General features: G+C 42.2%; 12 protein-coding genes and 1 riboswitch. Of the genes, 1 reads left to right on the top strand and 11 read right to left on the bottom strand.

The features are described from left to right. Positions 1–7 precede the first annotated feature (7 nt). A riboswitch (cyclic di-GMP riboswitch) is annotated at positions 8–93 on the top strand. Between the two features lie 82 nt (positions 94–175). After that, positions 176–1,474, top strand: a complete 1,299-nt coding sequence (locus IHV10_RS09690; protein ID WP_197128602.1) for a S1C family serine protease — start codon at positions 176–178, stop codon at positions 1,472–1,474. A gap of 56 nt (positions 1,475–1,530) precedes the next feature. On the opposite strand, the gene IHV10_RS09685 is transcribed toward IHV10_RS09690, so the two are convergent. The 11 genes from IHV10_RS09685 to IHV10_RS09635 all read right to left on the bottom strand — a co-directional run bounded on the left by IHV10_RS09685 (position 1,531) and on the right by IHV10_RS09635 (position 15,348). After that, positions 1,531–2,250: a GntR family transcriptional regulator gene (locus tag IHV10_RS09685; RefSeq protein ID WP_197128600.1), complete on the bottom strand. Its 720-nt coding sequence runs from the start codon at positions 2,248–2,250 to the stop codon at positions 1,531–1,533. Between the two features lie 65 nt (positions 2,251–2,315). Beyond that, entirely contained in the window at positions 2,316–3,653 is a 1,338-nt protein-coding gene (locus IHV10_RS09680) for a glycoside hydrolase family 30 protein (protein ID WP_197128598.1), read from the bottom strand. Positions 3,654–3,678: 25 nt separating this feature from the next. Then, on the bottom strand, positions 3,679–5,022 hold the full coding sequence (locus tag IHV10_RS09675) for a glycoside hydrolase family 30 protein (protein ID WP_197128596.1): 1,344 nt from the start codon (positions 5,020–5,022) through the stop codon (positions 3,679–3,681). Then, positions 5,019–5,645, bottom strand: a complete 627-nt coding sequence (locus IHV10_RS09670; protein ID WP_197128594.1) for a YesL family protein — start codon at positions 5,643–5,645, stop codon at positions 5,019–5,021. Before IHV10_RS09670 ends, IHV10_RS09675 begins: the two co-directional genes overlap by 4 nt. A gap of 256 nt (positions 5,646–5,901) precedes the next feature. Next, the gene (locus IHV10_RS09665; RefSeq protein WP_197128592.1) at positions 5,902–7,506 is read right to left on the bottom strand and encodes a sugar ABC transporter substrate-binding protein; all 1,605 of its coding nucleotides are present in this window, start codon (positions 7,504–7,506) and stop codon (positions 5,902–5,904) included. Between the two features lie 77 nt (positions 7,507–7,583). Continuing rightward, the gene (locus tag IHV10_RS09660; protein WP_197128590.1) at positions 7,584–8,471 is read right to left on the bottom strand and encodes a carbohydrate ABC transporter permease; all 888 of its coding nucleotides are present in this window, start codon (positions 8,469–8,471) and stop codon (positions 7,584–7,586) included. Positions 8,472–8,485: 14 nt separating this feature from the next. Next, positions 8,486–9,448, bottom strand: a complete 963-nt coding sequence (locus IHV10_RS09655) for an ABC transporter permease (protein ID WP_197129899.1) — start codon at positions 9,446–9,448, stop codon at positions 8,486–8,488. A 277-nt stretch (positions 9,449–9,725) separates the two neighbouring features. Further along, the gene (locus IHV10_RS09650; protein WP_197128588.1) at positions 9,726–10,745 is read right to left on the bottom strand and encodes a LacI family DNA-binding transcriptional regulator; all 1,020 of its coding nucleotides are present in this window, start codon (positions 10,743–10,745) and stop codon (positions 9,726–9,728) included. A gap of 279 nt (positions 10,746–11,024) precedes the next feature. Further along, positions 11,025–11,798, bottom strand: coding sequence for an endonuclease/exonuclease/phosphatase family protein (locus IHV10_RS09645; RefSeq protein WP_197128586.1), 774 nt, complete (start codon positions 11,796–11,798; stop codon positions 11,025–11,027). Continuing rightward, positions 11,798–13,948: a glycoside hydrolase family 3 N-terminal domain-containing protein gene (locus tag IHV10_RS09640; RefSeq protein ID WP_197128584.1), complete on the bottom strand. Its 2,151-nt coding sequence runs from the start codon at positions 13,946–13,948 to the stop codon at positions 11,798–11,800. The genes IHV10_RS09645 and IHV10_RS09640 overlap by 1 nt, the downstream gene beginning before the upstream one ends. After that, positions 13,945–15,348: an alpha-galactosidase gene (locus tag IHV10_RS09635; RefSeq protein WP_197128582.1), complete on the bottom strand. Its 1,404-nt coding sequence runs from the start codon at positions 15,346–15,348 to the stop codon at positions 13,945–13,947. The genes IHV10_RS09640 and IHV10_RS09635 overlap by 4 nt, the downstream gene beginning before the upstream one ends. Positions 15,349–15,351 lie beyond the last annotated feature (3 nt).

Here is a 15,351-nt window from a genome sequence, read left to right as displayed (position 1 = left end):
TATGATAACCATATAAAGGCAAACTTATTGAAAAGTAAGGACGCAAAGCCACGGGTCTAAGGTGCTTCACACTACGACAGCCGGGCAGCTAAAGGTACATACTCATTCAACCTACGGCTAGTTTGTAGGTTTTTTATTTTTTTAAACACATATCTTGAAAGGTGAAAAAGACTCAATGAAAAAAATTCTCTTCCATTCGACGTTGGTCACAATTGTCCTCATTTGCGGGTTATCTCTAGCTTACTTTCTATTTACAACGATTCCACAAAATCAAGCAAAGCCTGCTGTAACTGAAGTGAAAACCACCACCATAACAAAGGAAGTTGCTGCAAAAGAAAAGCCAAGTTTAAAGTCTATAATAAAAGCTACTCAAGACAAGGTTGTGCAAATTGAAACATCCAACGGCCAAGGCTCAGGGTTTCTCTATAACAACAAAGGAGATATTGTTACGAATGCCCATGTAGTAGGTTATGAAGTTAGCGTAACGATACGCATGAGCGATCAGCAAACGTATACGGGTAAGGTGATTGGACGCAGTGATCATACAGATATCGCTCTGATTCGTGTTCAAGAGTTAGCAAATACTACTCCATTAAAGGTAAAAAAAGAGAAAGCAGAAACTGGTGACGATGTAGTAGCATTAGGCAGTCCACTCGGTTTGCAAAACACCGTAACTGTAGGAATCATCAGTGGACTAGATCGCTCCTTCCAACTAGATCGCTACTACTATGAGAATATGTATCAAATTACAGCACCGATTTCACCGGGTAACAGTGGAGGACCGATTGTAAGTGGCGTAGATGGTTCAGTGCTTGGCATTAACTCTGTCAAATACATAAAAGAAAACAATATTGGATTTAGCATTCCTTTGTATGCCGTATTGCCGACATTAGCAGAATGGTCAAAAAATCCGATGAATCTTCAGCCATATGAAGAAGATCATGATTTTGATTTCGAAATACCAGAGTATGATGGAGACCTTTCTGAAGATTATAGCGGTGAAGATTCATATTATGAGGATGATGGAACTGATGCTGACACCGGTATGAATGAAGAATACAGCGAAGAGCCTTATGAGGAATATGAGGAAGATGAATATTATGAAGATTACGATGAAGAATATGATTCTTCTTACGAAGTAACACCTGATGATGCGGTATACACTGTTCAAGAATATTATAATTATGTGAATGCCGGAGAATATGAGATGGCATACGATCTGATCGGCGGTAACTGGAAAGCTTCTTCTCCTTCATTAGAAGAGTTTGCAGAAGGATATGCTCAGACACTATACACTACGATTACGCATTCTTCCGTGAGCGATAACGGTGATGGCACATACCAAGTTGATATTACGCTAGAGGCACAAGAATATGTAAATGAAACCGAACAAACTTCTGTTTATCAGATGAGCTATGTGGTCGGAATGGAAGAGGATAGACTTAAATTATTAGGTGGAGAAATGATTGAATAATAGATTTAAAAGCTAGAAAGCCAGCATGCTTATGCTGGCTTTCTGAATTTGCTTTATTAAGTCAACTCCACCGTATACGTAAATTTATCCCCTCTAGCAACCGAAACCGTGTATTCAATGATATCCGATTGTTCGTAGGCGATCCGCTCTAATTGAAGACATGGTGTTCCTTTTTCTATGTTCAGTATTTCGGCTTCGTCTTGCCTTACACTAATTGCTTTAAAGCTTTCCGATGCTTTTGAAATATTCATGTCATACTCATTGCGGAACCATTCATACATAGACGTGTTCTCGAGGTCTTTGCTGTTTAAGTTCTTAAAACGACTGACCGGAAGATAAGACGTTTCAATCAACATCGGATCTTGATCGGCGAGCCTTAGTCTTTTAAAGATGTACACTTCGTCCTCAACAGACAGATTCATGATTCGGGCAACTTTACTGCTGCATACCGTCTTCTGAAAAGAAATGATCTGAATGGATGGTGTCTTCCCCACCTTTTTCATCTCTTCTGTAAAACTATAAATTTTTACTAGACTCTGATTGTGCACTTTCTTGGCTACAAAGGTGCCTTTACCATGAATCTTATAAATATAGCCTTCTTTTTCGAGCTCTTGTATCGTTTGTCTAACCGTTGTACGGCTCACTTGATACGTTTCGCACAGCTCTCGTTCTGAAGGCAGCTGATCCTCTTCGGCAAACTCACCAGATTTAATTTTGCCGATCAACAAATCCATCAGCTGATAATATAAAGGAAGTCGATTATCTTTTAGAATCACGTTAAGCTCCTTACGGGTACGTATGTCATTACCAGTAGTATATAGGAAGCTTTCTATTGAAACAATTAAGAAATGATACCTGTTACGATGGAACCTGCTGGCACTTCAAAATCACTCACTTTTCCTCCTAGTCGAAGAGATACTGGAACGTCTTCAGCCGAACGATTCAACAGCACAACCACAAGGGACCCATCGGGGTTTTTTAAACTAACTACATCTAGCTTGTCCGTATATTTCGTTGATGCGATGCGCTTTGCTCCTGGTTCGATGTAACGGCTGAAGTGACCAATATACGTATACGACAGCTTTTCCTGAACGATATCGTTTTCAGTGTCACACATGATTGGCGCGTCACAGAAGTTGTTCACATGGTTTGGTCCGCCCTCTTTGTTCAGCAGGATGTTCCAGTCGATAAACGCATTCATGCCGGCATTTATGTTTCCGATAATATCATACCCATACATCTGCGCGTTCTGAAGCTGACCCGCTTCGCTAAAACGACTGTACTCCACGCAGCCTTCTGTAAAAATCAACTTCTTATCAGGAAACTTCTCACGAACAAGGCTGATCGCATCAAAATGCTCGCCCGTATACCAGTGGAACGCCACACCTTGAACCATTTTATTCGTTTCTTCATCAATAATGTCACATGCGCGTTCGTACATTCTTTCTTTGTTGTGATCCCAGATCAATACATCTACATCTAACAAGTCATTATCTTTTAATGCTGGGTAAAGATAGTCTCGTAAGAATTCTTTTTCTTGTTGGGCTGTATACAGGCAAGAATCCCACGTCTGTCTCGCATTCGGTTCATTTTGAATCGTTAGCATGTCGACCAAAAAGCCTTTTTTGCGGTATTCCTTGATGTAGTGAGCGATGTATTTTCCCCAAAACTCTCGATATTCTGGCTTTAGTGAGCCACCTTCCACACGTTGCTCGTTCGTTTTCATAAATGATGGTGGTGACCATGGCGACAGCATCACACTCAGTGACTTACCAGCCGTTTCTTCAGCTCCCTCTAACATCGGAATGATATACTCTTCGTCTCTTTCTAGACTAAACGACTTGAACTCTGTATCAGTCGGATCGCTCATCGCTTCATACTGACCTACTGAAAAATCACAGCTATCGATATGCGTGCGGACAAGGTTATAACGATTTCCATCAGCTCCGAAATAAGCATCTAGAACTTTCTTTTTGTTTTCGTCACTCATTAGAGAAAAAGTATGACCTGACGCCTCTGTAATCGCACCGCCAAATCCGTCAAATGTCTGATATTCCATATCTGGATAAAGATTGACGACTTTCATTTCAACGCCTGTATCTTTGGAGAATTCTCTGCTGTCCTCAACGGTTTTCTTCGTATCACCTTGGTAGGTTGTTGTGATCCATTTTATGTGCATGTTTGTGTTCTCCTTCTGTAGAAAATCATTTTGTAAGTAGTGTCATCGCGCATTTTGAACCTAGTGTAAAGTGGAGGATTTCATCGTTATCCTGCTTAAGCTCAATGGATTGTCCTTTCTCACTATCATTAAAAAGTACAGTTACGATCGAATCATCTCTATTCTTAAAAGCGACTGTTCGGATATCTTCTGTACTGGTTGAACCGATTCTTACCGCTTGCGGCTGAACAAACTTGCTAAAGTGCGCGAGGGCATAGTAGTCGAGTGTATAGGTTAACTTTTTGGTTTTCTGTTCAACCGTTACAACACCACGGCACGTACTCTTGCCGAAGCCTGGAACAGACGGTCCGTTCTCTTCATCTAATGCCATGTTCCAGAGGACAAAGGACTTTGAATCGTTACGCATGATCTCGATTCCCGTACGCATAACGTTTGAGAACGCGGGTTCAAACGCTGGAATCCACTCTCCACCAGATCCTTCTGTAAAATGCACTTCTTTTTCCGGATAGACTTTATGTACTTGATGCTGAGCAACCGGACGACCGCCATACCAATGCCACGCGACGCCATCTACCGCATCTCCCACATCATCGATCACATGCAATGGATAATCCGGACGATCCCAGTTATGGTCATAACAAAGAATCTTTGTATCCAGCCCGTTCTCAATGAACCGCGGTTTTAGGTAGTTTTTTATAAAATCAGCCTGTCGCTCTGCGGTCATGAGCATGCCCGGATAATGCCCCGGCACAAAAAGAGGCTCGTTTTGCGGCGTGATCGCATAGATGGGAAGACCTTCTTTTCTGTACGCTTTAATATAGTTTACGAAGTAATCGGCATATACGCTGTAGCATTCTTCCTTCAGCTCGCCGCCAATCATCGAATTGCTCGTCTTCATCCAAGCAGGCGCACTCCATGGAGATGCCATTAGTTTAATCGATGGATTTAACTGCAGCGCCTTTTGAACAAGGGGAACGATGTCATCTAAGTCATGTGCGATGGAAAAGTGTGACTGTGAAAAGTCTGTATCCCCGTCTGGAAGGTCGTTATAGCTATACATCTCACGCGCATAATCGGAAGACCCCATTGGATTACGCAGCACAGAGAGTCCGATTCCTTTCTCTGGGTGAAACAGCTTTTCCATAAGATCTGATCGGTCGTTCTCATCTAAAATTTGATGAATGAGATAAGCTGCCGAATCAGTAAATGAAGCACCAAATCCGTCGATCTCTTGAAAGGTTTCTTCTGTATTCACAGTGACGGTCACCGTAGGATCTGAGGGGAGTGTATCCACACGTATGTCTTCGATTTCTTTTTGAACAAACAAATCATGTTCTCCAGTAGATTGATAGATGGTTAGTTTTTTCATGCAATCTCCTTTTCTTCCTTTATGGAAGCATAGTTGTTAAATAGTCGTTCAAGCAAAAACGATTTTACATAGGCTGATAGAGAGAATCCTAAGAACAGCCAAAGAACGATTAATTGTGGCAAAAAGATAGGGATCAGCCCTAGACACAATAGCGTGATCGCAAACAGTAGAATGGAATAAGCCATCGAATGAAAGCTTATGAAAATGGCATTCTTTACGATCTGAAAACTACGGTTCTCAAACTTAGCAAGTAGGGGGAAAACGTATAAAAACGAAAGCAACGAAACCGTGACTACAAACAGCAGTGGGAAGAGGATAGCAGAGCCTTTTCCCATTAAAAATTGAGCAGCGAATAAGAAAGTGACCGCTGTTGCGAGAAGGGCAAGCCAGATTGTCGTGCTTTGTTTAAAGTTGCGTTTGAATCCGTTCGAGAAGTCAATGGCTATGCTGGTTTCTTCGTTTTTGACCATCTTGAAGGTTGTGGTGTACATGGCTGTAAGTGCTGCGCCGATTGTGATGATGGGCAGACAGCTCATGATGAACAGCACGTTTAGTACGAGTAGGTCGAAGATTCTGGATAGCGTTGTGAAGATTTTGCCTTCTATATGAAAGATTTTTTGCATGTTTGATTCCCCCTTTTAGAGCTTTTAGAGCTAAGCTTTGCTGTCTTGAATGTGGTTGATTTCCGTTTCAGGTGCTCGCTTTCCGCGGGGCAGGCGGTGAGCCACTTGCCGCTTCGCGCCTTTAAGTGTCTCACCTGACCGCTTGTCCCGCAGGAGTCTCGCACCCTACACTCCAATCAACTTGTCAGTGATGAAAAGAAAAATTCTTTAAATCAAACTACTTCCATAGAAACGACTGTAACAAGCCCACCGTAGTTTATTTCATCCCCAACTTCTCACGGTTTTGTTCCATTTTCTTGGTCTTGATGTCTGTGATCTTATCCCAGTTGTTTTCGTCTAGGAACTTTTCGTAGCTCTTAAGCTCTTTGTCGAACTGTTTGTCACTCTTTGCTCGGACCATGCTTACGACTGTTTTTTGCCATTCGGTGTCAATGGCACTGAATGAGCGTGCTTCTGGTGTTCCTTGATCAGGGTTTGTTCCTTCTAGTACGAAGTGTGGCACGAGCTTTCCTTTGCCCCATTCTGCCATCTGTTTGGTTGCTTCGATCGTTGAGTCATCGCTCAGCAAGTTGTATTTATCATGTCCGAAGAAGAAGAATTCTCCAAAACGATATTCTTTTTTGTATTGATCAGGATTCTTCGTACGCATTTCTTTGATTTCTGGCTTGAATTCATATTTTCCGTCTGCGTTCACTGTGTAGGTTTCGCCTTCAATTCCGTACGTTACGAGTGTTTGCCCTTTCTCGCTCAACAGGTACGTGAACAACTGAGTTGCTTTTGCTGGGTCTTTACTCTTTTTCGTAATATAGTTCATCATCCAGCCTGTGATTCCGGATTGATTTAATGTTGGTGCATTACCTACTGTGCTTTCCGGTCCATCTACTGCGATGTATTCACTTCCAGGGTTGTTAGTCTTAAAGCTTTGAAGCGCGCCACCTTTTTGTGGAATTCCGCTGATCAGCATGGATGCATATTTACCTGCTTTGATTTTTTCTTCCATCGCTGTGTTGTCATCGGCAAAGCTATCATCACTGATGCCGCCTTTTTGATAAACGCCGTTAAACGTTTCTAACCACGTTAAATAGTCTTTATCTAGGTTACGGTTGTAGAACTTTCCATCCTTTGTTTCAAGCGGAACGCCGATATAGTCTTGCAGCACTTCACCAAACGCTTCACTCGGTCCAAAAGGAATCAGTTTCGGAAATTTTTCTTTGATCTTGGTCATTGCGCTCTGGAATTGTTCAGGTGTTTTCATCTCTGGCTTTCCGATCGCTTCATACACGTCTTTACGAATAACAAATGCTGTTGTTGCTGGGATTACACCTTTATCGTAGTCTGCTTGTGTGTTGGAGAAGTTAGCATAACCGTATGTTTTTCCGTCTTTCAGCTCGTGCCATTTTAACGTATCTTTTACCGCTACTTTATGAAAATACGGATCATACGTATCTGCTAATTCGTTTAATGGCAATGCCCATGTGTTCGCTTTTTTCGCGATTGGAGCATTTGCATCAAATAGGGAGATGATGTCCGGAATGTCTCCACCAGAGAATAGTGCGTTCAACTTCGTATCATCACCCGTGATGAACTTTACATCGATGTTTAAGTCTTTCTTGATTTGCTTTGTAACGAAGTCGTTACCGAAATCAGCATTCCACCAATCGGCGTTTACGTACCAAGTCAATGTAGTCGTTTCTTTTCGCTTATCTAGTTTCCAAGCTGGTGTCTCTTTATCGACTTTGTAGTCTGGCTTTTTTAGCCCTGCACTCTCCGTTTCTGAATCACTGGAACAGCCTGTTAATACCATAAACACCGCTAACAACAACACTAAGCCTTTTCCAAACATAGATTTGATGCTCTTCATTTTTACTTCCTCCTCTGATTTAAAAACTGTTAACGCTTTCAAAATGAGTTATAAGAGTCGTTAATTTTCGTTTCAATCTATTCCTTCACCGCTCCAAGCATCATTCCTGAGATGAAATGTCTCTGTAGGAGTGGATAGATAAGGATAATTGGTAAGGTCGTGATTACGATGGTGGCGAGTTGCACACCTCTTGCGGTTGTTTCGATGACTACTGAGCCGCCGATATTTTGCATCGTATTGGTTTGAGACTGAACGATGATTTCATAGATTTTCATCTGTAACGGATAGAGTGCTTGATCCGTTATGTATAATTTTGTTGTGATAAAATCGTTCCATTGACCAACCCCGTTAAAGAGAGCGATCGTCGCCAACGCTGGTTTGGACAATGGGAGGTAGATGCTCCAAAAGATTCTCCAATCGCCTGCGCCATCAATTTTGGCGGAGTCCTCTAATGACTTAGGAACATTTCTAAAAAAGTTCATTAAGATAATGACATCAAAAAAGCTGAATAATGCCGGAATGATATATACCCAAAAGCTGTTTAACAATCCTAGTGATTTAATAAGTAGATACGTCGGAATCATACCTCCGCTAAAGAACAGAGTGATGATACCGAGTGCCGAGTAAAGCTTTCGACCTCTTAAATTCTGTTTGCTGTAGGCATAAGCGACCATCGCGCAAAACAGGACATGTGTACTTGCGCCAATAACGGTCTTTGCAACAGAGATGAAGAATGCCTGCCAGATCGTCTCGTCTCTAAACACGGCTCGATAGTTTTCCATCGAGAACTCTTGCGGCCAAAACACAAATCCGCCTTCTGCTAGCGATCTTCCCGAACTGAATGAAGAAACGATAACGTTCCAGATCGGAATGATGATGATGAACGTGAAGATTAGCAACAAAGACATATTGATGAAGTTGAAAATACGGCTATCTAAATCTCCTTTAACTACTTTTCCTGCCATGAATGCCCTCCTCTCTACAGTACGGATTGTCCTTCATTTAGTCTTTTCGTGACTTTATGTGCACCGACTAAAAGGATAAGCGACACGATCGACATCCCAAGTCCTACGGCTGTTGCATAAGAGAAGTCCCCTTGCGTCATACCGATTCGATACACGTACGTACTAAGCACTTCTGCTTTTTCCTGATTCTGCGTGTTCATGAGCACTAACGTCTGATCAAAGTTCGATCCGAAGATGCCACTCACCGCCAGAATCAAGTTCAGGTTGATGATATATTTCATTGAAGGAATGGTGATGTGCCAGATCTGCTTTAAGCGGCTAGCGCCATCAATTTTTGCTGCTTCATAATAAGTAGGATCGATCTTAGACATAACAGCGAGATACAGGATCGTTCCCCAGCCGACTTCTTTCCAGATGTCAGACAGTGTGGCGATCCACCAATACTTCCCTGCGTCGAGCAAGTAGTTTTGCGGATTATCCATAAGTCCAACGGCCATTAATGTTTGATTCAATAATCCAGTCGTTGAAAACCACGTGATCAGCATTCCACCTAGTACGATCCACGATAGAAAGTGAGGCAGATACGAGATCGTCTGCATAAAGCGTTTGATCGGACCATCGTGCAGTTCATAGATCATGATCGCTAGAATGATAGGAGCGATGAATCCAATCGCAAGCTTCATTAAACTGATGGCCACCGTGTTGACCATCGCTTCCCAGAAGAACTTGTCTGTCATGATGATTTGGAAATTCTTTAACCCAACCCAAGGAGCGGTGGAAAAGGTGTCGAGCGCTGTGTATTGTTTGAATGCAATTAAAAGGCCATACATCGGAATGTAGCTGAAGATAATCATGAATATGAGACCTGGGATAATCATGGATTGCAGTTCCCATTGATTTTTAAAGTCTTTGAAAAACCGTTTGAATCTTGGTCCTAGTGGCTTTTTTTCTTTTATTTCAACGTTGTTCTTTCCCATAACCGTAACCTTCACAATTCATCTCACTCCCTTGCTCATTTTTTAATACGCTTTGTTGAACTTTGAAAGTCGTTGATTTCCGTTTCAGGTGCTCGCTTTCCGCGGGGCAGACGGTGAGCCACTTGCCGCTTCGCGCCATTAAGTGTCTCACCAGACCGCTTGTCCCGCAGGAGTCTCCCACCTTACACTCCAATCAACAATCCTTCGATGTCTTTAAAACATTTAAGAAAAGAAAAACACTGTTACAAAAAAACGTTTTTATTAGAGACTAAAAAAATTACCTTCCTACCATCTGTTCTACTTTTAGATTGCTGGAGCGTCGGACGATGATTTCGCCTTTTAGCTTTTGAATCATGCCTTTTTCTTTTTGTTGGATCAATTTCACGAGATGATCTACGGCTAGAATGCCTTGTCTTGCGATCTGGTTCTTAACTGTTGTTAGTGGTGGCGAGAAGTATTCGGCGAGATTGATATCATCGAAGCCCATTACGCTAATGTCTTCTGGAATCTGATAACCTTCTGATTTTAACGCCTTGATACAACCGATCGCACTCACGTCGTTACCGGCTAAAAATGCATCTGGTAACTTTTCAGGATGCAATTTGATAAAAGATTTTACGGCATTATATGTACCTTCTTCTTCAAAGAACCCTTGTAGGATGTAGCTTTCATCAAATGGGAGATTGTGTTCGTTGAGTGCAGCGAGATAACCTTCTCTACGCTGAACACTGTCATACATCGTGTCCACACCTGAGATGTAGGCGATTTTCTTGTGTCCTAGGCTGATTAGATATTTGGCTGCGTCATACCCCGCTGTATAAGAATCAAAAATGACGCTTCCCATTGTTTCGTTCTGCAACACGCGATCCAGAAAAACGGCTTTTACTTGTGCCTCTTCCATCACAGACACATCTTTGTCATCAATCAATAGCTCTTCAAAAATGATCACACCATCGAGACGCTGTCCTAAGATGTTGCTCAAGATCACTCGTTTATCTTTTGCGACCACGATGTTTAAGCCATATCCTAACTTTTCGCAGTGACGAGCCATCGCTTCGACCAACACATAAAAATAAGGACCGCTGACACTTGTTGTAAAGAAACCTAGCATCTTGCTCTCACTTGCTTTCAAGAGCTTACCGTTAAGGTTGGGAATATAATTCAACCGTTCCGCAACTTCTAACACATGCGCTTTCGTGGCGGGTATGAGCACATCAACGTTATTTAACGCGTTGGAAACGGTGGAGATGGATACGCCGGCTTCCCTTGCTACGTCTTTTATCGTTACTTTTCTCATTGCATTCTTCCTTCTTAAAACGTTTTTATTCTGATGAAAAAAAGAGGCTTTTACTTATCATTCTATTATGTAAGCGTTTTCTAAAGATCTCAAAAATAGTGGGAGGGTCATTGATTGGTCCTCCCTTTCGTATTTCCAGTTCTTTTCTCAGCGTTTGAAGTATAAAACCTGAAATCTGCACAGAAATATAAAAACGTTTTTATTTTATTTTAAATTACCACATCCTTTTCTAACTCACAATCTATTTTTGTTAATTTTCTGAAATTTATATATTTGTACCTATTTTTTCAGCTCTATTTCCACAGTTACTGGATAGTGATCAGAGGGGTAACCGTGTTCCATTTTTGTTCTAATAACCTTGGATTGAGAGACCTTTACGTCTTGAGATGTAAAGATAAAATCTATCGGTTCACCTTGCACATCTCCTTTAAAATCATGAAAGGTTAGTCGGTCTACCTTCTTTTCTTCCATCACCAAATAAACATTCTTCAACTCCAGCTCTTTTTCACAATACTGAAGCGTCTCACTGCTAGGAACATCATTAAAGTCTCCCATCAACAGAAACGGCAGATGTGATGTCTGGTTCAATCTATGAATCGTCTCTCCAATGAGCTTGATTCCTTGAACACGCGCCTCTTCACTCATATGATCCAGATGGGTGTTGAATACTCGGAATCTAGTATTGGGTTCTTCAATAAACGAGAACTCAGCCCACGTACACACACGTGGATAGCTCGTATTCCAGTTCATACTGCCTACCTCGTTCGGCGTTTCAGATAGCCAAAAAGTGCCTGAATCTAGTAAAGTAAATAGATCTGTCCGATAAAAGATCGGTGTCCCTTCATCACCTTTTCGGCGTGGCTCACCTGTCCAGTCATAACTTGATAGATTCTGCATCACATCACGAATCATAGACTCATTCGCTTCTTGCATGCCAACAACAACAGGCGACTCGGCGTTAATTACCTGACTGACACCGTTATACCGATCACGCCAAGCGTTCTCTTGAAGACCGGGAATATCTACTCTTATATTAAACGTCATCACTTTCATCAGCTTTTCTGCACCCCTATCGTTTCAGCTACGTAATTGAACGCACCTACAGGTTTTTGCAAATCATTGATATAAAGGTTGAATGCACCAGGCTCAATACTTGGTTGCAGATGATTATTTAAATACGTTAAGTCCTCTATCGTTAACGACAATTCCACATGTACCGTCTCGTGAGCTGGTACGTGCACCACTTTGTATTTCTTCATTTCGCGTGTTGGACGCACTACTTTTGACACTAAGTCTTCTATATACAAAATGACGATTTCTGAATACGCGTAAGCACTCTGGTTTTCCACACTGAACGAGATGGTTAGTTCTTCACCATCTTTCAATACGTTATTTGAAATCACCATATCGTTATACGTTGTGTTCGTATACGTAAGTCCATCACCAAACGAGAACAGCGGACCGACTTCACAATCCTGGTAACGGCTGCTATAGCTAGAATCATTCGCCGGACGACCTGAACTGTATTCGTTATAATGGATTGGAACTTGTGATGAGTAACGCGGAAACGACATCGTTAGTTTCCCAGATGGTGTATCTTTTCCAGTTAAAAGTTCAGCAATCGCTCTACCCGCTTGAGTTCCCGGATACCAGCACCAAAGGAGAGCTGGAATATCATCAATAATATTTTGCAGCGCTAACGGTCTACCGGAGAAACAAACGCAAACATACGGCTTGTTTAAAGATTTAATCTCTCGAATTAAGTCTTGCTGCTTTTCCTCAAGCTCTATATGAACACTGCTATGTCCCTCACCACTTAAATCCCAGCGCTCACCAACAGCCGCAATGATATAGTCAGACTGAACCAGTTCATTCTGCGGACACTTCTCTAACGTTTCATACGCTTTAATGTTCAAGGTACCATCGAGTGATTGCAGTCCTTCTGTTAGCGAGATAACATCATCAAAGCTCCCTTTGCATGGCCAGTTGCCGAGCAGCTCATTCGTTTTCGCGAACGGTCCAACGATCAAGACGTTTCTAACTGTTTTTGGAATCGGCAGCAACTCTTCATTTTTCAACAACACACAGCTCTTTTTCGCCGCTTCCTTCGAGAATTGTAAGAATTCCTCATTTAAGATAACCTGTTTCTCTTTCTCCTCAGCTACATAAGGATTCTCAAATAATCCTAGTTCATTTTTAAGCTCTAAAATCTTAAGAACCGCAGCATCAATATCTTCTAGTAGATTTGGGTTTCTCGATAAAATCTCCTGATAGTTTTCCAAATACAGTGTGGACACCATCTCAATATCAATACCAGCGGTTAGTGCTAACTCAGCCGCTTCTTTTCCGTTTGCGGCTACTCTATGATTCTGAAGCTCAGCGACAGCACCCCAATCTGAGATCACAATGTCTTCAAACTGATAGCGATCTCGCAAGATCTCTTTCATCATCTCTTCACTCGCCGTAACTGGTATTCCATTAAAGGTGTTGAACGAGCTCATCACAAACTTTGGCTTGTCTTTGAGCGCGATTTCGTACGGCTTACCGTAGTACTGAAAAAACTCTCGCATTGACATATCGACAGTGTTATAGTCCTTGCCTCCAGCCGCCGCGCCATATGCAGCAAAGTGTTTAAGGCAGGCAGCTACTCCATCACCAGATATCTTTCCGTCCCTATCTTTTTGGTAACCTTTAATCATAGCTCCACCCAGATTACCTGATAACAGATGGTCTTCACCGAACGATTCCATCACTCTTCCCCATCTAGCATCCCGAACAAGATCGACCATTGGCGAGAAGTTCACCGTAATGCCTGCAGCTCGTAATTCTGATGCCGTCTGTGCAGCAACTTTCTCTAATATCCCTTCGTCCCACGTACAAGAAAGAGCGAGTGGAATCGGAAAGATCGTCTTATAGCCATGAATGGCATCGTGCATAAAAAGAAGTGGGATTTTCAATCGCGATTTTTCCAAATAGGCAGACTGAATCATGTTCGTTGCCTTCGCACTCGACACACCGATCACACTACCCATCGTATATAACGTGTCTCCTTCTAAAAGCTGATCCCAATAACCAGGACCCGTTTCAACCATCTCATCCTCGATCTTGCCGACGTAATGCTCTCCCGTAATCTGAGTGAGCTGGCCGAGCTTCTCTTTTAACGTCATTTCATTTAGCAAATCTTCTATTCTCTCGTTATTCATTGCAACTCTTCACCTGACTTCCACTCTAATTTGGGCAGGATTTCTTTTTGAAGCTCACACATCTCATCGATCAAGGCGCACGCTTGATAATAGGTTGGTGCTTGCGGATCTAGGAGGATCGCTTGCAATAACTTTGTCTTTGATTTTTCAAGAAATGCTTCTATCAATAGCTTATGAATCGTCCCTTGAATATGAATGGTTCCGATAATCGCCGTTGGCAGTTCTACCGTCATCGGCTTTAACGAGATTCCGTTTCCGTTCACGACCGCTTGTGTTTCCACTACCATATCGTCAGGCAGTCCTTTTATCGCACCATTATTCTGCATGTTAACGGCGTTTAGCTCGATCTCGTCATCAAAGTAGATCGCTTCTATAATGGGAATCGCATACTCGTGACTTCGCTGTACATTTTCCTTTTTAAAAATATAAGCCTGTTCCGTCCACTGCTCATAAGAATCGTCTCTCGGAAACAGCTTCTTATCTAAAACGTGACCACTTGCACTGTAAACAAACTCCGGAACCCGTGAATCCTTTTCCCACAGCTTCTCTCGGATCGGGTCGTACCGGTATAAAAGAGACAACCCTGCGTAAAAGTCTTCGGCATACGATACATACTCACCAATATGATTTGTTCCCGGATACGGATAATAGCCATACGTGCGATACATCGTTCTCGATAAACCTAGATGGTCGAATTGTGCTAAGGCGTTTGCCTCTTTTTCTTTTTGGTCAAACAGTGGATACAGATTTTCGCCTGTGTTTTTATCGTAGATTTTTGTAAAAAAGCCGAAGTGATTCAGCCCTCCACCTTCTATTCCAATTTCGTTCGCGTCTCGCTCTAAAAACTCTGCTAACTGATGAATGCCCATGTCTAAGCCATGACACAAACCTACTACCTTAATCGATGTTAATTTAGAGATCGCCTCCACTAACTTTGCTTCTGGATTCGTATAGTTGATGAACCACGCTCCGGGACAAACCTTTTCCATCGTTTCCGCAATTTCAAGCATCGGCCCCATGTTTCGAAGCGTGTGGAACATCGACCCGGGACCCCCGTTCTCACCGTAGATCTGCTTGCTGCCATAACGACGCGGAATATGAAAATCCTGAGACCAGTAGTGGTAACGTTCCCTCTCAATGGCAACGATTACAAAATCAGAATCACGTAAAGCTTCTTCCAGATTTGTAGTCTGCCATATCTTTGCTGGGTTCTCAAAAGCCTGAAACATTTTTGTTGCATATGTATGTGTACGGTTCACGTTTTCTTCACTAATGTCCATGAGTGCAATCTCTAAATCGACTTCTGTTTTCAATCGTTCTGACAGAACGAGATCCTGCAATGCGCCTAACGCGAATGATATGCTGCCTGCCCCGATTAGTGATACCTTCATCTTATTCATGTA

It is taken from the genome of Fictibacillus sp. 5RED26 (genome assembly GCF_015903895.1).
Taxonomy (GTDB): Bacteria; Bacillota; Bacilli; order Bacillales; family Fictibacillaceae; genus Fictibacillus; species Fictibacillus phosphorivorans.
The sequence above is the reverse complement of the archived record's forward strand: the minus strand, read 5'-3'. Positions and strand labels throughout refer to the sequence as shown.